Origin of the sequence: Edaphobacter modestus, assembly GCF_004217555.1 — a bacterium.
In the GTDB taxonomy this organism is placed as follows: domain Bacteria; phylum Acidobacteriota; class Terriglobia; order Terriglobales; family Acidobacteriaceae; genus Edaphobacter; species Edaphobacter modestus.
Window position 1 is genome coordinate 388,259 of sequence record NZ_SHKW01000002.1, and the last position, 18,984, is coordinate 407,242.

Below are 18,984 nucleotides of genomic sequence, written 5' to 3' on the forward strand. Positions count from 1 at the left end.
TTGCGCCAAATAGCTCTGAAACTCTACGCCAAATAATTCTGAAAACTACACCTTGAAGGAAACGCTTGTGCGATGCCGGATAGGAGGAAGGTGTGCGAATTGTCGAAAACGTTGGAGATTGTTTCAGCATTTGATTCTTTCTGCGCAGCAGATACCACTCCCGACCAAACGATTCTCCCTCACCATGTAAAGCTCGAGCGAAGAAGAAATACGTCCGCGTGGTGTTCATTGTTCGCCGCCCCAGCGGCCATAGGGTTCCAAATGTGCTGATAACTTGGAATCAGCCTGATCTCCGGAGTGATCGCGACATCGTAGAAGACCTCGAGACCATTCTCGTTTTTCACAGTGGCTGCGGCTCCTGTGAGCCGCTTGATGTCATCTTTCAAAGGCTGACTAATTCCATTGTGATAGATTCCCAATCCAAAACTGTCATTGGGCCTGTGATCAGAGAGGCCATAGGCAAACAACGCTACGCTCGCATCACGCGTGATAGGGTTGGTGTGCTCTGGGGCATATCCGATGCGTCCGAACAGACCAATTCCTCTGAGCTCCTGGCCGCTCCCGAGTTTCTCAGCGACCGCCGCAGGGTGATCTTTCACAAAGAGATACTGCGAAAAGTTTCCGATCGTCACCCAACTCTTACCCTTATAGTTGATGGGCAAAGCCTGAGCTGAAGGAGTCCCCAACAGAACTCCGACAGCCTGGGGAACTTCCGACGGCGACAACTGCCCAAATGGTGACGTCAAATCGATTTTCGGCTTGTTCGTCCAGTTGGCCTGCGCCCAGGATTTACCCGGTAAGTTGCCGATCTTGTATGAAAAGATTGTGATGCCATAGATGTTTACCCGATCGAAGGCATTCGTGGCCAAATTATCCGCCTGGCTATTGGGATCGAACACGCCGGCAGCAGTGGTTAGCCATTTTGACGGCGTCCACACCCCAATCGCTGCCAACGAAGTGGTGTTGTAAAAATTGAGGGCCATCGGATTCTTGTTGAAGTTTAGGTTGGCGAAGTCGTACTTGTAGCTGTTGCCGAAAAAGGTCTGGTCGGCGTGGGTGAGCACGTTGACCTTTCCCAAGATGACGGAGAATTTCGGCGTCAGAGACTGAAATAGGAAATACTCCGTGGGGAGGACATCATGGACGAAGAAGGGACCTGGGAAGGCCAGCCCGGTGTACTGAGGCACGATGGAGCCCACGGTAAAAGTATTCTGCGGTGAAGAGCTTCCATTCCTGGCTTCCAAGGTGATATGGAATACGCCGCCCGGCCAGAGTCCCGCGCGCCCGGTATCCACATTGATCGAGAGCTGGGTGTTTTGTATGAAGGCGCTTCCGGTTTTGAGACCACCTGACGCTACGTCTTGATATGCACTCGTTGAGTAAAGATCAAAGAAAAATCCATGACGAGCTAGATCTGTTCGCAGCCCGCCCCAATCGCCACTCAATTGAGTGCGATAGCGGAAATCTCTCGAGTCGGTTCCTGGCAGCCCGAACACGGGTCCGTTGTTGAAGTATGGCAGGAGGTAGGGTGCCAAATTAGCAACAGAAGCTTTTTTTGTTGGAACTGGACCCCAAGAGTCAGTTGCATTCGCGCGGGAAGGCGTAGTTTTCTCTTCGTTCGGCTTATTGTCATGAGTTGGGTCGGAGATCTGGTTCTGAGTCGCATGCACATCAGCCGTCATTGCATTCTCGGACGTGGCAGGGGTACTGGCCGACGGCGACTGCGCATGACACGTTGTCGGATCAGCGATGATCCCTGCTAACGCGAGGCAGAGCGCGATCGTACAGGCGAACCTGCTAGAGGGGGAGGGCGACTGGCAGATGCAGATTGATGCCGCTTGAATTGCTTCTCCCTGAGTGCGCGTAGGCCCACTGAACTTGCTTTGAGGTGACGGAACAACATCGGCCAAAGGTTGAAGAAAGACTCCGGACTCACCGCGCGTAGTCAAAGACCGCGCATTCGCCCGCGGGTTGGATTTAATCGCGCCACTAAAGACTTCGTCCGCATGCTCTGTCATATCAGTTGCCGAGCGGTACAGCCATCGCAGCCCAGGTTCGAGCTACGATGGCTGTACTTGGCTCAAGGTCTTCTCGCTTGTGGAATGAAATGAGTACTCAGTACGGCAGCCTTTTGTCTCCAACCTTTGCCTTGAGGATCTGCAACAAGACATTGTCACGCGCCGCTGCAATGTCGTTGGCCGTGTGAACCTTGAGAATCTCATTGATTCCAGCTTCGGCCTTCTCAGCCATCTGCGGAGTTACGTGCTCGATGCGACCGAGATCCGCCCACCAACCTTCCATCGCTGGACCGAGATGCTCGAGGAGATGTTTGATTCCCGCGTCTCCACCGCCCAGATTCGCGTTCATGAACTGGCCAAGGATGGCCCATCGCAGCCCAGGACCGTGTGCCATAGCGATGTCGATGTCGGCCAGGCTGGCCGCATCTTGATCCAGCAAATAGAGCACCTCACGGAACACCGCGGCCTGAATTCGGTTCGCGATATGACCTTTCATTTCCTTCTTCATGCGAATCGGCTTCTTGCCGATCTGTGCATAGAATTTGACAGCACGTGTAACGTTCTCAGCGGATGTTAGCTTGCCTCCGACGACTTCGACCAGCGGGACGACGTGTGGTGGGTTGAAAGGATGCCCAAGCAGGATACGCGCCGGGTTGGTCGCCTCAGTTTGGAAATTCGAAACAGGAATGCCCGAAGAACTACTCGCAATGATGACATCGGGACCAACCGCGTCAGAAATGTCTTTGAAGAGCTTGAGCTTGAGATCTACCCGCTCTGGGCCGTTTTCCTGGACAAAGTCGACGCCTCTCAAAGATTCCTTCAGATTCGTAGAAAACGTCAGGGTGTTCTTATCGGCACCTGGCTCAAGACCCATTTCCTCCAACAGCGGCCATGCGCTATCGATATACGCGCGCAACTTCTCCTCGGCGTTGGCCACGGGATCGGTTGCGCGCACCGCAAATCCTTTCGCGAGATAGTAAGCCGCCCAACTCATCCCGATCAGCCCACAACCCACGATACCGACTGTTCTTACATTGAGATCATTTTTCATATTCTCCTCGATTGCGTTCATTACGCATGCTTCAGCCGGCTTCCATCCCGGCTCGAAGGTCGCGGTTTAGAAGATCAGAAAGACGAGCCTCGCCGCTTACGCAACGTAGGCAATTCCAGTTAGGATTCCTAACTTTGCAATCGTGGTGAATTGCGCTTTGGCTTCGAGCGGGGCTACGCGTACTTCTCCACCGAGTTCTGTCGTAAACGCACGCTGATTGGCGTGATCGATGGCAAGCCCAATACCTTCCTGCAGTCCAGTTGCGAGTACCTCGTGGTTTTCCAGTTGCTTGGTACCGATACGGGCGCGGTTTAGCGAGTTGCCGCCATCGAGGTTGCCTCGGTCAGTCCAGTAGAGAAGGTTGTTCTTGGTGTCGAGTTCGAGATCGATCGGCTCAGGCAAGTGATCGATCAGTAGTTCGATATCCGTGCGGTTCTCGGGCTGCTGATCCGCCGGAATTTCAAGCCCGGCTCGGAAGATGCGCCCCTTGCCACCATCCGGTGGACCCTTTTGCGTCCAGTAGATATAGCGGTTCACCGGATCAACGGCAATGCCGACGCAGTGACGCATTACGTCCTGCGAATCGGCAGGGAACACACCGTTGCGAACGAGAACAGTCACGTTTGAACCGTCGAGGTTCGAGCGCATCACGCGCATGGCCTCGCGATCACACCAATACAAGAATCCCGCGCCGAAGTCGGCCGCTACCTGCTTGGGTGTCACCGTGAGGCCATGACCGACCAACATACGACGATTGGCACCGTTTAGCCCGATGCACTCGATCGAACCGTCAGCCTGAAAAAAATCACCTTCACGTGGACCCATTGCCGGTCCCATGTTTGTCCAGTACAACGTCTTGGTCCTCTTGTCGATAACGATTCCGTCTACGTTGTCGAGCAGATTCCCAAGCAGAGTGCGGCGATTGCTACCATCGGGATCCATCTCAATGATTTCGCCGCCTGGTCGGAGCTGGAGCATGTAGAGTTTTCCGGAATTCATGTTGTCCTCTCTTCTTCAAATTGCGATCAATGCCCGTTCAACTAAAGCCGGTTGCCAGGAACCCAACGATTCGTTCCCTTAACCGCCGACCATCGCCTAAGCGGGCTGTTGTCAAATCCGAACTGCTGACAGTCCGAAATGGGATACAAATATCCGAATCAACTCAGCCACTCAGGTTTGTTCGATCCTCGCGGAACGATCACGGTCCGATACGACCCAGGAGACTTGGACAGGTAGACCTGCTCGTCGAGCCCCTGGTACGTGCCGAGCGGGGTCTCTGCGGTGAACAGATCCGGGGCGACATTTGTGTGCTCTTCAGAGGAGCCGGCCGTCGTATGAGCGTAGGCCCTGTCGAAGATGCCGAGCGAGAGCTGCCAGAGCACAGTGCGAGTGAGCGAGACGACGACCTTGTAGCTTCCTCCCTCCACGGCTCGCCTGCGCAGCGCTGCGAGAACGCCCACAGTGCCGAGCCAACCCACAACGTTGTCGCAGATGGGTACAATGGGCGGCTGCTTCGGGCTGGTGAGCGACCCTTCCAGGGCGAAAACGCCCGCCACCGTTGCACCAATCTCATCAAAGCCTGGCCGGTTCGCCCACGGACCATTTTCTCCGTGAAGAACGACGGTAGCGTGGATCAGTCCGGGCTTTTTTGCGCATAACTCTTCCGCATCCAGTCCGTGGGATTTCAAATAGCCAGGGCGCTTATTTGCGAAGAAGATGTCGGCATCCTTGAGTAACGCATCGAACTTGGCGCGATCCTCTTTAGAGGAATCCAGAATGGTAGAGCGCATGCCAACCTGAACGTCCCAGAAGAAGCCCTCTACTTCGGTGTCGTTGGGCCTCCAGATATTCAGGACGTCGGCACCATAGAAGGCTAGGTCTCGCCCAATTGCCGCGCCGGCAATCACATGACCCATTCCGAAGGCTCGAATTCCGTCGAGTGGAGATTTGGCGTCTGGCTTGAAAGGAATGGGCTCGCTTTCACCGATCTTCTCGACGGAAATTAGGGGCATCCCTGCGAGCACTTCGGTGTACTGCAACTCCTCGCGCAACTCTTCAAACGTACGAACTTTAGCAAGGACTAATCCCTCTTCGGCAGCAGCCGCCTCCAAGTCATCTGCACGCCATTGCAGAATGGAATTCTGGAGCGATTCGACGTTGTCGCTGCATCGGAAGAAGTTGAGTGCACGTTGATGCAGCTTAGGGTAGAAGTTCAGAGTCACGACATGCCGGCCATCGCGTGTTTCACGGAAGAGTGGAAATTTAAAGAAGGGATTGTTGTCGAAGAAGCCCATTGCGGGAGAGCGCCCGTTCATGGTCTCCCAGATCCCTTCGAAGAAGCCGCCGAAGCGTCGAAAGGCTTTGCGAACGTCGACATGAACGTCCTGGACCTGTCCAGTTCGGTCCCTCCACACCGCGGCAGCAGCAATAGTTTTGGCAGCGAGGCCTATGCCTGCCATCGTTGCAAATCGGATCCGGCTAGGAACAATGGGATCTTGGCCATAGAAAGTTAGTTGCCCGCCGCTGTCTGCTGCTGACATTCCAACGTCTGCCAAAACTTGATTCACTCCTTCGTGGAAGTCGAAAGCTGAGGAGGTGGAAGGATTGTTTAGTTTGTCGACGATAGTCTCGGTTAAACGATCTGGGGCTTGAGTTTCTTCCTTAACCACGGATACATACCTCATTACTTAGACTCCTGGATGATGTCAGCTCTTCGACTGAGTGATACTAGCAACCGTGAGTGGTCCGAATAAATTACATGTTCCTTGTAGGAATCATTCAGATGCTGCGGAATATCGGTAACATTTCATTCCTGAGCTGCACAACCAACTCAAACGCAGCCCTTCCTTGCTCTGCATTCCTTATCGCGACAAATCCGAGCTAATTTGTCAGCACGTATTTTCAAATAGGTGGGCAATGAGATGTTTGGAGTTCCACCTACGCCAGCGATTACTTAGTCGCTGAGATCCGCAAATCGAGTCTGAATTAAACGCAGAATGACGGCAAAAATCATCGCGGTCGACACCCCGAACATCAGTGATCCATCTGCTGCCTCGAGTGGTCGCAGCAATTTCCCGAGCAGGATATCGAGATCGCGGTGAACGACAACCTGGGACTGTAGTGGAGACCGCGACTTCTCGCGGATTTTGGGGACGCCACAATTTGACGAGCGGGGTGCTAATATGCAAACACCTTGCACGGGAACAAGTTTGGTTTCAGCAAAGATGCGACCCGAACCCCAATTTGACTGAGCATGGCAACAGATGAGAACCGAGGAAAACACGATGGAACAGGGAACAGTGAAGTGGTTTAACGATGCCAAGGGGTTTGGCTTCATCAGCCGTCAAAACGGCGAAGACGTTTTCGCACATTACTCCGCAATCACCTCGAGCGGCTTCAAGAGCCTCCAAGAGGGTCAGGCTGTGCAGTTCAATGTGATTAAGGGGCCTAAGGGCTGGCAGGCAGCCGACATTCAGCCTCTTTAAATTGCTTACTTCTTTGCGAAAGGGCTATTAATGCCCAACCTTTCTGCGGAACGTCGGCTCAAGCTATTCTGAAGAACCTGGGGTGGAGATTTTGTACCATGGCAAAGCTCGTCTATGGAATGAACCAGTCCTTGGATGGCTACGTCGACCATCTGGAATTTAGGCCAAGCCCGGCGCTCTTTCGTCACTTCATAGAGCAAGCGCGCGACCTGACGGGCAGTGTGTACGGTCGCCGCATGTACGAGGTAATGCGTTATTGGGACGAAGACTGCCCGGATTGGGGCGCGGAGGAACACGACTTCGCGGCGGCGTGGCGGAGCCAGCCGAAGTGGGTTGTGTCGCGCACGTTGAAGTCGGTCGGACCCAACGCCACACTTGTCGAGGATGACATCGAGGCGGTGATACGTGGGCTGAAGGCACAGCCAGTTGGGGAGATTGAAGTGGCCGGACCAGACTTGGCAGGAAGCCTAACCAACCTTGGTCTTATTGATGAGTATCGACTTTACCTCCACCCCATCGTACTTGGTCGCGGCAAGCCATTCTTCTCCGGCCCTCGGCCGCCGCTCCGCCTTGTGACCAGCGATCTCGTTGGCGAGGAAGTGATTAGGTTGACGTACGTTCCCGCTTAATCGCGCGACTCGCCCGACGGATTGCGCCGGGGCGTCAGGTCCGCTTTGGGTCATCAAAGTAGAAAAGTCCCGGTGGCGCAGCGGCGCAGCATTCGACCAAAACTGACGCTGCCCGTCAGATCGAATGCGTGCAGGACAGCTCCTTACCTATTTTTACCTTTTCGAGGGGTTGGGCATTAATCCTTGATGCCTTTGATCCCATGGCGCCAAACGCATTGCCCAGATGCAAAACCGCGCCATGACGGTGAGCGACAAAGTCTAATTTACCTGTTCGAGGCGTTGGGCTTAATGGGGCCAGTCTCAGAATACGGACACCCTTGCCGAATGTATGGTCCGCCGTGTGAATGCAAGGGAAAAGTTTCGAATGAAGGAAAGTCTGCGTCAATGTATTCGGCCTTTAGGTGGAGAGTTTTCTCCTGGCCTTGATGAGATACGCCGCGTACCTGTCCTTTGAAAACGCCCGGCCTCGTATTGGCCATTTCGGCAAGCAGGTTTCAGGTGCGCCGTTTTAACTGTTCTTTCATCTTCACTTATCCGGTGCAGACCTCGGTGGGGAGAACTTGATGTTGCTGGTGGCTAAGCCTGCTTACACTGTCAGTGCCTCGGGTACTGCGCGATAGTCCTGGCCCGTCGAGAGCACTGCCCACGCGATCCGCGCCAGTTTGTGTGCTGTTGCCACGATCAATACGTTTCGTGGCGCCCTCGTCTCAAGCGAGGTCATCCAGGCGCCCATCGCGATTCGGTCCCGCTTGGATCGCAATACGACCGCGCGTGCTCCATGAATCAGGATCTTGCGCAGGTAAGAGTTACCGCGCTTGCTGATTCCATACAGCCTCACCTTGCCACCGGTCGAATGCTGGTTCGGTAGTAGCCCCAACCAGGCCGCGAACTCTCGTCCCTTGCGGAAGGCTGCGCCGTTACCGATGGAGGCCACGATCGCGGTTGCAACCAGCGGTCCGATGCCAGGGATCTGCAGCAGTCTCCGACACGCAGCATCGCTCGAAGCGATCCGTTCCACTTCGTCGTTCATCTGCACGATCTGAAGCTCCAGGTCCTTCCACTCGCTCCACAGCATGGCAACCAGGTTCCGCATCCTAGGGGTGAGGTTCTCGTTGACGTTCTCAAGCACCTCAGGCAGAGCTTCCCTCAGCCGAATCGGGCTCTTGGCGAACACGATGCCCCGCTCCAGCAGGAACGCACGAATCTGGTTGATCAGAGAAGTTCTTCGCGCCATGAGCCGGTCACGCACGCGATGGAGAGCTTGCAGGTCGAGCTGGTCATCTGTCTTGATCGGCACGAAGCGCATGTTCTCGCGATCCACAGCCTCAGCAATCGCTTCAGCGTCGATGAAATCGTTCTTGTTCGACTTCACAAACGGCTTCACGAACTGGGCTGGAATCAACTTCACATCATGGCCTTGTTCCCGTAAAGCACGGCCGAGGAAGTGCGACCCCGAACATGCTTCCATCCCGATCAAGCAGGTCTGCATGTTCGCGGTGAAGGCAATCAACTGCTTCTGGGTAAACTTCTTCTTCAGCAGCACCTTGCCGTTATCACCAAGTGCCACCAGGTGAAAGGTCGTCTTGCCAAGGTCAATACCAACCGATCGAATCTGCATGTCGATGATCCTCCTTGAATCTGCCTACAAGATCTTCCGGGGAAGATCAAGCGGCGGACCATCTTAGTAAACTCACGTTCGATCGTAGCAAGCAGAGGTCGACAATTTACGATCGAGTTGAGCGTCTAGACCTGAAGGTACAAATGAAAGCAAGCGAATCCAGTACCGTTGCGGTCCTGACTGAAAAGCCATCTGTCGCACGAGACATTGCCCGTGTCCTCGGAGCCGACAAGCGAGGCGAAGGCTATCTCCAGGGAAACGGCTATGTGGTCACCTGGGCGATTGGACATCTGGTTTCCCTCGCACAACCGCACGAAATCAATCTTCAATGGCGGCAATGGCGCATGGATCTGTTGCCGATCCTGCCCGAGCAGTGGCCACTGGTTGTCTACGAGCGAACCAAAGATCAGTTCGAAGTGGTGCGAAAGATTCTAACGTCGGCGCGTGTGTCGCGGATAGTATGCGCGACGGATGCTGGGCGGGAAGGCGAACTGATCTTCCGCTACATCTACGATGCGGCTGAAAGCAAAAAGCCGGTCAGCCGACTTTGGATTTCTTCGCTGACTCCGGATGCCATCCGAAAAGGGTTCGACAATCTTCGCCCAGGCAGTCAATATGATCGATTGGCGGACGCGGCCAGTGGCCGAAGCCGAGCCGATTGGCTTGTTGGCATGAATCTGTCACGGGCCTATTCACTTTTCTATAGTGAGGAGCTTTCCGTCGGACGGGTGCAGACGCCGACTCTGGCCATGCTTGTCGATCGCGAACTTACCCTCCGCAATTTTGTCTCCGAAGACTACATCGAGGTTGTCGCGACGTTTCAGGGACGGGAAAATCAGGATAAGGAAACCTATCAAGGCACATGGTTCCGTCCGCAAACAGGGTCGAAAAAGGGCAACAACGCTCAGGCCAACAACTCGCGATTGCCTGCCGATGGCCAGGATGCCAAAAGCATCATCCTTCGCGCTCGTGCGGGAGAAGCGGTCATTGAGTCACTCTCTTCCGAGACGCAGCGGATGCAACCACCCCTGCTTTACGACCTCACTGAGCTGCAGCGGCATGCGAATCGTCTGTTTGGCTTTAGTGCCCAAGAGACTCTTGATATCGCGCAGGCACTCTATGAACGGAACAAACTGATCAGCTATCCAAGGACGGATAGTCGTCATCTCTCTGTTGACGTTGCCGCTACAGCTCCAGGCATTGTCGCCGCAGTTTCCGCAAGCTATCAGAAGCAACTGGCTGCAGGAACAGGGGAGCGCCCACTTGGAAAGCGATTTGTCGACGACAGTAAGGTGAGCGACCATCACGCCATCATTCCCAATGCAGTTTCCCCCGAGAAGGCCAACCTGACGGAAAAGGAACGCAAGATTTACGGTTTGATCTGCAGCCGCTTCCTCATGATGTGGCATGACGATCACATTCAGTCCGTGACGACCGTGATTACCGCAATCACGCATGAGGAATTCGTGGACCGCTATCGAACCACGGGGACTGTCGTGCAACAGTTGGGTTGGAAGGTCCTTGACGTTGGGTCGGAGGGGCGAAAGAGAGAGGCAAAGGGCAGGGATGAGGAGAAAACTCCGGAGCAGATCTTGCCAGTAAATCTTGCCATAGGACAGCCACAGGACATCGCGAATATAGAGGCCAAGAAAAAGAAGACCAAACCCCCGAAGCGATTTACCGAGGGCACACTCTTGACCGCGATGCAGACGGCGGGTCAAAGCCTCGACGAGAAAGAACTGTCCGAGGTGATGAAAGAGACGGGCCTCGGTACGCCTGCCACACGGGCGGCCACGATCGAAGTGCTATTGAAGCGTGGCTATATCGTTCGCTCGGGGAAGGTTCTAGAGGCAACAGAAAAGGGGATCCATCTTATAGAAGTGGTTCATCCCGAAGTCAAGAGTCCTGCGATGACCGGCCAATGGGAGGCCTTTCTCAAGAAGATCCAACTTGGTGAATCCCAGCTGGAGCCATTCCTGGATGGCATCTGTCAATACGTGCGTTCGGTTGTCAGCAAGGTTCGTCAGACTTCGCCAGTTCAACTTGCGCCGCCGCGCCCCGCATCGACAAAGACTTCCGATCCTTCTGGTCTCCCCAGTCCAAAGAAATTCCTCAACAGCACAAGTCTCCCCGAACTCTTGCAAAACGCGTTCGGCTTCGCCCAGTTTCGCCCTAACCAGGAAGCCGTCTGTCGGGCAGTAACCGCGGGAAAAGACGCGCTGCTTGTCATGCCGACCGGCTCGGGCAAGTCGCTTTGTTACCAGCTGCCTGGATTGGCACGAGGTGGAACCACTCTCGTGATCAGTCCACTCATAGCATTGATGGACGATCAGGTGCAGAAGCTGAAAGAGAAAGGCCTCGCTGTTGAATGCATCCATTCAGGTCGTGATCGTGAAACTTCGCGCCGTATCTGTTCCGACTACCTCGGCGGCAAATTGCAGTTTCTCTTCATTGCTCCCGAACGACTTCGGGTGGCAGGCTTTCCCGAAATGCTGGCCAAGCGAAAACCATCACTGATCGCGATCGATGAAGCGCACTGCATCTCGCAATGGGGCCACGATTTTCGACCTGACTATCGGATGCTTGGCCAGTATCTACCTGGTCTTCGTCCTGCTCCGATGCTGGCGCTCACGGCCACAGCAACACCGCTGGTCCAGAACGACATTGCAACTCAGCTAGGCTTGACTGAGCCCGCACACTTCATCCATGGTTTCCGCCGCGAAAACATCGGCATCGAGCTTGTAGAAGCTTTGCCTTCGCAACGGTCTCAGCTCGCTCGGGAGATCCTGCTCGAAGGCAAACACCGCCCAGCCATCGTGTACACCCCTACGCGCAAGCAGGCTGACGCTCTGGCGGAAGAGTGGGCAAGCGAGTTTGCCGTAGCCGTATACCACGCCGGACTGGATGCCGAGCGACGGCGGCAAGTGCAGGAAGAATTCATGGCGGGCAAACTGGACGTCATGGTGGCAACCACGGCGTTCGGTATGGGGATCGATAAGACGAATATCCGAACCGTGATTCACACCGCCCTTCCAGGCAGTCTGGAAGGGTATTACCAGGAGATCGGCCGCGCGGGGCGCGACGGAAAAGCGAGTCGCGCCATTTTGATGCACTCGTATGGAGACCGTCATACCCATGACTTCTTCTTCAGTCGGGATTACCCGGCCGTTCCACTGCTGGATCGAGTATTTGCAAGTCTTCGTACAGAACCCCAACCGAAGGAGGCGCTGCGCAAATCCTTGGCGATGGAGGGAGAACTCTTCGACAAAATCATCGAGAAGCTTTGGATCCATAAGGGGGCCGTGCTGGACTTTGCGGAGAATGTCAGCCAGGGCGAGGGGCTATGGCGCGCGTCCTACATCCTGCAGGGCGAGCAGAAGCGGGCGCAGATCGATCAGATGATTCGTTTTGCGGAAAGCAATCAATGCCGCATGACGTCCCTTGTTCGTCACTTCGGCGATACGTCGGATAGTGCCAGAGCTTGTGGCGTGTGCGATTTCTGTGCTCCCGCCAAGTGCGTTGCCCAAAGATTCCGAACCGCGACGGAAGAGGAACGAACAACTCTTCATCGAGTGTTGCGCGCCTTGCAGACCGTCTCCAACAAATCGACCGGCAAGCTGCACGCCGAGCTTTGTCCCGGAGGAGAGATGAGCCGAGACAACTTCGAAGAAGTCCTTGGAGCCATGGCCCGGGCAGAACTCATCAAGTTTGCGGATGCTGTCTTCGAAAAACAAGGCAAACAGATTCCCTACCGCACTGTCAGCCTTACTCCAGCGGGGCGATCCACCGATCAGACTACGCCGGTGCTCTTCGTTATGAAGGACGCTGGACGGCCAGTTTCCAAGCGCAAGCGCCAGAAGAAATCCAGTAAGTCTAACGCTTCTCCAAACACCACCGGTCGAACCCAATCCAGGCCGCCAAGAACAAGAACGACTGCGTCCGAGCCAGAGAAAGAGACTCGCATTGAACAGGCTTTACGTGCCTGGCGCCTGAGCGAGGCGGAGCGCAGAAACATTCCGGCATTTCGGATCTTTGGCGATCGAGCGCTGAAAGGTATCGCTACCAACTGTCCCCACAACGATGCGGAGTTACTGGCTGTGCCGGGCATTGGCATGAGTATCGTGCAAAAATATGGAGCACATATCTATCGTCTGATTGCAGGTTCACGTTGACGCCGTGAGTCCCATCAAGTCGCACCCACAGCCCCGGTTCGCGTGAACACGTCCTCAACCTGTATTCCCAGCGCGGCGCCGATGTCGTTATTCCTTAACCTGTAGAAATATTCCTTTACCAGTACAAACCACAGCCTCGCGCATCCCGGGGATCTGTGCGGGGGGCGATCAGCGATGATCGTTCCTACCGCGACAGTTGACTGACGAGAAGCCGACTTCGCATTACAAATCTGCTCTTCGGCGTCTGCAGTGGCGATGGCGTTCCATAGCAGAGTGTCGTGAACGACGCACATACCGGCGAGCCTCTCAGCTGAACGAGACCTACTTTACAGCCAGAGACCGATTTTTCTGGAGACGTTCGTTTGGGGCATTGACGGAGAAGACCTCCGCGTTGAAGTGAGGGCCTGCCCATTCGCGCATGTGTTCAAACTCCTCATGCGTCGGATCCAGAAGGATTTCAAGCAGATCGGCGTAGCCGCCCGCTCCGCCGCAGTCTTCTGGCGGGCAGTTCCGCGCGCCATCGAGAATTCGGGGATACTTTATATCCGACTCCGGCGGAAAAGCTGCCTCCAGTCGGACATCATGTTGCCAGTAGTCTCCGAAATCATAAACATAGAGGATCTCGGCGCCGGGCTCTGGTAACACGGTCGCGATCCGAACGCCTGTCTCGCGAACGATCTCCCCAGGGTCGTCATATGCCGGATCCGGTGTTCCGTAGCGCCGCCCGTCGACGATGTACTCGTGCAGGTGATCATTCCGCCATCCCATGGCTATCTGCAAGATGCGGTGAAGCTGCTTGAGCGTTATTTGGCTGGAGAGCTCGATGCGCCTCCAGATGGCTGGCTCGATATCCCGGAGCGACACATGCACTCGATAGATGTCCATTACTTTCCTCTGCCTCAGTCTTCTGCTTCGAGCGAGAATCCAATTGCCGGTAGATGCTTCGGAGGAGCTTCGGTCCGCTCCTCGGCTTCTGCAGCATCGCCGAAGACTTCTTCACGAATAATCCGCTCGGTGGCCTCATTCAGATAGTCGTCGAGTGCCCGCGAGATCTCCAGATACTCGGGCCACAGCGTCTCCTTAATGAAGGACTCGGGTGCGCGCAGGACAACCGTCGAATAACGTTGGCGCGGATAGCGGTAAGGTCTGAGCCCATATCGGCGGCAAAGGGCCAGGAAAAGCCGGCGGCCCCAGCGGTCCGGCAGGCGAAAGTTCATCTCGATGGTTCGTTCGGTATTTTCCGCAGCGCTAAGCGCCGCACGAATGCGGTTGAGCGCGGCTGCGGCATCACGCTCGCCTGTAGTCGTCGCGCCCTCGAACAGCGCTGCGATTTTACGCAGCTTCTGGCGAAGCTCCTGTTCACTGGTCAATGTTGCAATTCTCGTCTCGTGAGGTTGATCGAAGGGGAGCAACTTGTATCAATTTGAGTTTACCCTCACACCAAGCCTCATTTCGATGCATCGCCAACTGTCATGGCTAAGAGCCAGAGGCAACCACTTCTCCGTCCGGCAATTCCAGGCTATGTGCGTGAACTCGCCGCATCATTGTGTTCCGATCGATACCGGCACTCTGCCTGGAACTGGCCCCAAGCGCACCTCCCCGAAATCCGGGACACTGGCCGACTTCCCATTACCGAATCGTTAGCAAGACTAGCCCGCTGAGGTAACTCTGCCGGCTATGGCTTATCTCAGGCGCTCAAGCTCGCACTACGCAGCGTCCTCAGGCACGGCTGAAGTCTGACCTGACGAAACCCGGGACCTACTTCACAGTGACGGCATTCAGCGGCTGCCATAGCTCGATTGGGTTGCCTTCTGGATCATGAATGCGTGCAAAGCGACCGTACGGATATATCGTGGGGTCCACCTTCACCGCGATGCCCGCTGCTTCAAGCTGTCCAGCCATCTTGTCAAGATCGCCCACACGAAAGTTGATCATCCACTGCTTCGTCGCGTCGCCAAAGTAATTGGTCTTCTCGGGAAAGGGTGAAAAACTCGTCGGTCCGGCTTGCTGATTCCACACTGGATCGTTGGAGCTCTGCGGAGTTACGAAGACACCAAGGTGGTCCTGATACCATTGCGCCAACGCCTTGGGATCACGCGCGCGAAAGAATACGCCGCCGATACCAGTCACCCTCTCCTTCGGCAGATGGTTCGCAGCGGGCGTTTGCTCTGCGGCGGCAAAAGACCCCGGCAGTAATGCCGATCCGGCAGCGGCGGTGAGCACCCCAAGCACTTCACGGCGTTGCATTTTCATGACGTCCTCCATGTTTGCCCACATGTACGGTTATCTCGACCGCGACCTATGGGGACCAATCTGGGTCGGCACGGCATCAGTCAATTGCGACAGGCTGCCAAAGCTCGACACGATTTCCTTCCGGATCGTTGATCCAGCCAAACTTTCCGAAGTCATAGCTTTCGCGTTTTGGATCGACGATGACACCTTCGTCTATCAGACGGTCCAGCACACCATCCAGGTCGTCCACCTGGAGATTGATCATTGCTTTCTGTGCCGGAGGGAAGTATGCATCGTCTTGTTTGAAAAAGGCGAAGACGACCTGAGCGCGTTGCGTCGGGGCAGGAAACGCGAAAGATCCGTCGGACTTCACCAGATCGAGATGCCGCTCGTACCATTTCATACAGAGCTTTTGGATCATCCGCTCGCAAAAATATACCGCCAAAGCCAGTAATTGAAGCCATGCAGTCTCCTATGAGCAACATTTCTCCAGAGCTTACGCCTCAAGAATCATTGTGTACCGGACAGTTCGAATAGCACCGATGGAATAGTAACGCAAAACGCCGATGTCGCCAGGAACGATTCTCGGTTGATGCAATGGAGCAAACCCAGCAACGCTGACACACCCGAGACGATCTGAGCCTACTCGATCTCACAGCCAGCCTCTATCTTGACAACAAATTGTGGATGAGACCTTCTCTGTCTCATCCACCTGAAAGCCGGCGATTACTCGTCGCCGGCTCCGTCTGCTGGATCATCAGCGGCTTCGATCTTTGAAAGCCGCTTCATGCTGGTGGCGTGGATCTCAGCGATCCGGTGCTTGAACGTGGTGCCCTCAACCTCATCTTCGACCTCGCGATACCGCAAAGTGCCTTCGAGAGTGATGAGCTGCCCCTTCTGGAGCGTCTTGGCGAACTTCGAGAGATTCCTCCAGGCAAAGACGCGGTGCCATTCGGTGCGGGTTTCGTAGTCGTCTTTGTCGTTCTTCCAGCTTTCCTGGGTTGCGATGTTGAGGACGACGTACTCGCGGTTGTTCTGAGCGGTTTTGGCTTCTGCGTTCTGTCCGAGGCGGCCTGGCTCCGTTTCTTTTGGTTTGTCCGCTGTCTGCGGTACATGCTTGCCCAACGGGTGTGCCGTCGCGACCCACTCCCTCGGCGACTGGACAGAATCTGAGGAAGGGGACCCAAACTTGCTTTGGGGCAGGAGTCCGCACCTTGCAGAGGCGCGTAGCGGATTCTGGGAAGGAGAGCGTGCGTCCGAAGGGCGGGGGTGCTTTGAGCGCGGCACGCTGAACGCAGATAGAAAGGCAAACTAGAAGGGAGCCGCTCTGTTCAACGACCTCTCTCATGGCGCGAGTAGCAAAAGCCAGCTCAGAAACTAGAAGAGTCACTCACAAGCTGGGAGGAAGAATGACAAGGCGAATCGAAGCAATGATGCTATCGCTCGGCCCATCTCCTCGCCTTCTCCATAGTTCTCCGGATGTAGGTAGCTCGCTTTGAAGTGCTGGGATCGCGGGATAAATAGTCGTCTTCAAGGGCACGCTCGATACGGTCCTCGGTCATGCCATTGGCATAAGCGGCGACGCAGAACGCTATGTCTGCGGCGGCGGGTCGGTCCTGGTACTTGGTGGAGGTGCGGAAACGTTCAAGAGACAGATTAGATAACCTCGGTCCCCGTTGGGGAGAAAGAGAGGCCTGCAGGCGTCTCGCCTCGCGCTCCTGTTCGCGCTCTTCATAGAGTTTCGTGATTTCCTGCACGAAGACTTCGGCCATTGGGTACTGTTCGCCGCTGTTACTTTTGAGCCGAACGAAAGGGAAGAGACCATCGGGCTTGCGGTACTTGGGTTTGCAATTAGTGAAGCCAGGGAGCCGCTCGAACCGCCTCCAGTCCGCCGCGCTTGGATCGGCATCGTAGCGACTGGCAAGCGTCTGTGCGGCGAAAGATCCGATGAGCTTTGGAAACACAGCGGAGTGCTTCAGCCAGGCTTGGAAGTTGCCGGCACTTGTCTCAACGACGGCGCAAGGATTGAAGCCATCCGCCGCGAGTCGCGCGAGCGTGGCCTCGTTGAGGTCGTCAAGTACGGTGAAACGATGCTCACCTGAAGGACGGATATAGATATGGGAGCCGCGAACGTTGCGATACTTGAGTGGCGAAAGCCGGTCGAGCACCGCCGCGGCGGGGATGCTGTCGAGACTGGGAAGCATTCCCCGATCGCTCAGGACGCCGACATCGTAGAGCGGCGCTTCTACTGCTGTGAGCATGTTGCGAACTGTGGATTCGGTCTTGTCCATCGACGTCACCCTTCAAATGTATTTCACCGTGGGAGGGGTGCCGGGGAAGGAACGGCCCCGGCAAAAGGGGTTTGGGCGACCCTTTCCATTAGTGGGAAGGGTCGCCGCGTTTGCTCGCGGGCAGGGAGCGCGTCTAGGCGGGGATGACGAGCGGGGCGGGGGACTGTTCGCCCTCGCCCTCCTCGATCTGTTTGCCTGAGTTCTCTATCAGGCTGATAATCTTTTTCGCGGCGTTGCCGATCGACTGAAGGGAAGCGGTCAGCATCTCGGCGGTTACGTCATAAGTTGCAAGATAGAAGCGGCTTTCGGAGTGGATACCGAAGTGAGCGAGGACGGCATAGGATACGGACTCGGCCTCAAGCTCTCTCTGCTGGCGTGTGGTGCCTTCGCGGTTGGTTCGGTGCATCAATTCGTGGCCGATTTCATGGGCGATTACTCCGCAACGTGCGGGGGTGTCTAACGTCTCCTCGATCTCGATCAAACCGCCTTTGCTATAGCCTTCTGCGCTACCGGCGATGGCCTTTTAAACGAGCGTGATGTTGAGCTCGGCCGCTGCCCTCTCCAAAAGCGGGAGAAGGGTTTCGCCCCCTTCTGTGGCGTTGGTGTTCAGTTCGGGGAGTGGTTGTCCGTCCGTCTGTTCCTGAGCGAAGACCGACACGGAACGGAAACCAAAGGGCCGGGATAACTTCTCCGTGGTGCCGTCTTTCTCCTCGTCCACCTTACGAACAATGGGAGCAAGGATGCGGATGCCGGTCTCGCCCTTCTTCACAAATCGGCCTAATGATTTCCAAGTGTTGAACCCGGCAACGCGGGTTGCCTCTGGTGCTTGCGTCCAGATGAGGAGGCAATTGCCAAACGAATATTTATAAAAGCGGCTCACGGTGGAAAGCCATGCGAGATAAGTTTCTGACTGCTTCGCGGCGTCGGTCTCGGCGCATAGTGCGGTGATAGATTCGTTGATCCTTGCGGTGAGTTCCTGTGCTTTGTCGTTGCTCATGTTCAGTGCTCCTTGGCTTTGAATGGTTTGGCCGTGGCTGTTCTCACAGACACGCCTTGGCCCCCGGCCATCCGGGTGTGGGTAGCAAGCGCAAGGGGAGGGGAATCACCCACCCTTGTCGGCGGAGCAGAAGGCGGAGACGCAAGGGCAAGCGCAGCGAAGGTCTGCACAAGCGCAGCGCGGAAGACTGCGGGAAACCCCTTGCACGCGCGGGGAGCGAAGCTCCTGAGCGTACTTAGCACTTGCGTTACAAAACAGACCAAAGACATGCGTTACAGCGAAGAGAAACCCTGATGGTTCCTCAGCTTTGGTCTTACGCACGATGATGCGGTATGCCCTGGAAAGAGAGTCGGATCGTGGATCAACGCCTGCAGTTCCTTTCGAGTTACCAAAAGAAGGAGATGTCTCTATCGGATCTTTGCCGTGAGTTTGGGGTGTCACGGCCAACGGGGCTATCGTTGGATCAACGGCTACAAGGAAGTTGGTCCGGA

The 18,984-nt window shown here is 55.5% G+C and carries 16 protein-coding genes; 3 read left to right on the forward strand and 13 right to left on the reverse strand.

Translation table 11 applies throughout. The features are described from left to right. Positions 1 to 179 precede the first annotated feature (179 nt). The 4 genes from BDD14_RS27490 to BDD14_RS27505 form a co-directional block, all read right to left on the reverse strand. Entirely contained in the window at positions 180 to 1,682 is a 1,503-nt protein-coding gene (locus tag BDD14_RS27490) for a carbohydrate porin (RefSeq protein ID WP_165420343.1), read from the reverse strand. Between the two features lie 433 nt (positions 1,683 to 2,115). Beyond that, a complete protein-coding gene (locus BDD14_RS27495; RefSeq protein WP_130424163.1) occupies positions 2,116 to 3,069 on the reverse strand; it encodes a 3-hydroxyacyl-CoA dehydrogenase NAD-binding domain-containing protein in 954 nt (317 codons plus the stop codon). Between the two features lie 96 nt (positions 3,070 to 3,165). After that, positions 3,166 to 4,068, reverse strand: a complete 903-nt coding sequence (locus BDD14_RS27500) for a hypothetical protein (protein WP_130424165.1) — start codon at positions 4,066 to 4,068, stop codon at positions 3,166 to 3,168. 158 nt (positions 4,069 to 4,226) lie between these two features. Next, on the reverse strand, positions 4,227 to 5,528 hold the full coding sequence (locus tag BDD14_RS27505) for a CoA transferase (protein ID WP_207231907.1): 1,302 nt from the start codon (positions 5,526 to 5,528) through the stop codon (positions 4,227 to 4,229). An 825-nt stretch (positions 5,529 to 6,353) separates the two neighbouring features. Here BDD14_RS27505 and BDD14_RS27510 point away from each other — a divergent pair. Together BDD14_RS27510 and BDD14_RS27515 are read left to right on the forward strand one after the other, a co-directional pair. After that, positions 6,354 to 6,554 (forward strand): cold-shock protein, encoded by a 201-nt coding sequence (locus tag BDD14_RS27510; protein ID WP_020711995.1) that lies wholly within the window; start codon positions 6,354 to 6,356, stop codon positions 6,552 to 6,554. A gap of 98 nt (positions 6,555 to 6,652) precedes the next feature. Next, on the forward strand, positions 6,653 to 7,183 hold the full coding sequence (locus BDD14_RS27515; protein ID WP_130424169.1) for a dihydrofolate reductase family protein: 531 nt from the start codon (positions 6,653 to 6,655) through the stop codon (positions 7,181 to 7,183). 586 nt (positions 7,184 to 7,769) lie between these two features. Here BDD14_RS27515 and BDD14_RS27520 read toward each other — a convergent pair. Beyond that, positions 7,770 to 8,801: an IS110 family RNA-guided transposase gene (locus tag BDD14_RS27520; RefSeq protein ID WP_130424171.1), complete on the reverse strand. Its 1,032-nt coding sequence runs from the start codon at positions 8,799 to 8,801 to the stop codon at positions 7,770 to 7,772. Between the two features lie 143 nt (positions 8,802 to 8,944). On the opposite strand from BDD14_RS27520, the gene BDD14_RS33430 reads away from it, so the two are divergent. Next, the gene (locus BDD14_RS33430; RefSeq protein ID WP_130424173.1) at positions 8,945 to 12,973 is read left to right on the forward strand and encodes a DNA topoisomerase 3; all 4,029 of its coding nucleotides are present in this window, start codon (positions 8,945 to 8,947) and stop codon (positions 12,971 to 12,973) included. Between the two features lie 321 nt (positions 12,974 to 13,294). On the opposite strand, the gene BDD14_RS27530 is transcribed toward BDD14_RS33430, so the two are convergent. The 8 genes from BDD14_RS27530 to BDD14_RS27565 form a co-directional block, all read right to left on the reverse strand. Beyond that, positions 13,295 to 13,858 (reverse strand): plasmid pRiA4b ORF-3 family protein, encoded by a 564-nt coding sequence (locus BDD14_RS27530; RefSeq protein ID WP_130424175.1) that lies wholly within the window; start codon positions 13,856 to 13,858, stop codon positions 13,295 to 13,297. Positions 13,859 to 13,872: 14 nt separating this feature from the next. After that, positions 13,873 to 14,343 (reverse strand): hypothetical protein, encoded by a 471-nt coding sequence (locus BDD14_RS27535; RefSeq protein ID WP_130424177.1) that lies wholly within the window; start codon positions 14,341 to 14,343, stop codon positions 13,873 to 13,875. Between the two features lie 388 nt (positions 14,344 to 14,731). Then, positions 14,732 to 15,226 (reverse strand): VOC family protein, encoded by a 495-nt coding sequence (locus BDD14_RS27540; protein WP_130424179.1) that lies wholly within the window; start codon positions 15,224 to 15,226, stop codon positions 14,732 to 14,734. A 76-nt stretch (positions 15,227 to 15,302) separates the two neighbouring features. Then, complete coding sequence (locus BDD14_RS27545) at positions 15,303 to 15,608, reverse strand: VOC family protein (protein WP_242618331.1); 306 nt, start codon at positions 15,606 to 15,608, stop codon at positions 15,303 to 15,305. Positions 15,609 to 15,931: 323 nt separating this feature from the next. Continuing rightward, the gene (locus tag BDD14_RS27550) at positions 15,932 to 16,330 is read right to left on the reverse strand and encodes a single-stranded DNA-binding protein (RefSeq protein WP_130424181.1); all 399 of its coding nucleotides are present in this window, start codon (positions 16,328 to 16,330) and stop codon (positions 15,932 to 15,934) included. Positions 16,331 to 16,641: 311 nt separating this feature from the next. After that, entirely contained in the window at positions 16,642 to 17,496 is an 855-nt protein-coding gene (locus tag BDD14_RS27555; protein WP_130424183.1) for a RepB family DNA primase, read from the reverse strand. 133 nt (positions 17,497 to 17,629) lie between these two features. Further along, positions 17,630 to 18,013: an ImmA/IrrE family metallo-endopeptidase gene (locus tag BDD14_RS27560; RefSeq protein ID WP_130424185.1), complete on the reverse strand. Its 384-nt coding sequence runs from the start codon at positions 18,011 to 18,013 to the stop codon at positions 17,630 to 17,632. A gap of 6 nt (positions 18,014 to 18,019) precedes the next feature. Continuing rightward, on the reverse strand, positions 18,020 to 18,493 hold the full coding sequence (locus BDD14_RS27565; RefSeq protein WP_130424187.1) for an ArdC family protein: 474 nt from the start codon (positions 18,491 to 18,493) through the stop codon (positions 18,020 to 18,022). Positions 18,494 to 18,984 lie beyond the last annotated feature (491 nt).

Excerpts from the sequence above, each read along its gene's own strand:
- BDD14_RS27490 (WP_165420343.1), bottom strand. The coding sequence starts at position 1,682 with ATGACGGCTGATGTGCATGCGACTCAGAACCAGATCTCCGACCCAACT.
- BDD14_RS27495 (WP_130424163.1), bottom strand. The coding sequence starts at position 3,069 with ATGAAAAATGATCTCAATGTAAGAACAGTCGGTATCGTGGGTTGTGGG.
- BDD14_RS27500 (WP_130424165.1), bottom strand. The coding sequence starts at position 4,068 with ATGAATTCCGGAAAACTCTACATGCTCCAGCTCCGACCAGGCGGCGAA.
- BDD14_RS27505 (WP_207231907.1), bottom strand. The coding sequence starts at position 5,528 with ATGGCAGGCATAGGCCTCGCTGCCAAAACTATTGCTGCTGCCGCGGTG.
- BDD14_RS27510 (WP_020711995.1), top strand. The coding sequence starts at position 6,354 with ATGGAACAGGGAACAGTGAAGTGGTTTAACGATGCCAAGGGGTTTGGC.
- BDD14_RS27515 (WP_130424169.1), top strand. The coding sequence starts at position 6,653 with ATGGCAAAGCTCGTCTATGGAATGAACCAGTCCTTGGATGGCTACGTC.
- BDD14_RS27520 (WP_130424171.1), bottom strand. The coding sequence starts at position 8,801 with ATGCAGATTCGATCGGTTGGTATTGACCTTGGCAAGACGACCTTTCAC.
- BDD14_RS33430 (WP_130424173.1), top strand. The coding sequence starts at position 8,945 with ATGAAAGCAAGCGAATCCAGTACCGTTGCGGTCCTGACTGAAAAGCCA.
- BDD14_RS27530 (WP_130424175.1), bottom strand. The coding sequence starts at position 13,858 with ATGGACATCTATCGAGTGCATGTGTCGCTCCGGGATATCGAGCCAGCC.
- BDD14_RS27540 (WP_130424179.1), bottom strand. The coding sequence starts at position 15,226 with ATGAAAATGCAACGCCGTGAAGTGCTTGGGGTGCTCACCGCCGCTGCC.
- BDD14_RS27545 (WP_242618331.1), bottom strand. The coding sequence starts at position 15,608 with ATGAAATGGTACGAGCGGCATCTCGATCTGGTGAAGTCCGACGGATCT.
- BDD14_RS27555 (WP_130424183.1), bottom strand. The coding sequence starts at position 17,496 with ATGGACAAGACCGAATCCACAGTTCGCAACATGCTCACAGCAGTAGAA.
- BDD14_RS27565 (WP_130424187.1), bottom strand. The coding sequence starts at position 18,493 with ATGAGCAACGACAAAGCACAGGAACTCACCGCAAGGATCAACGAATCT.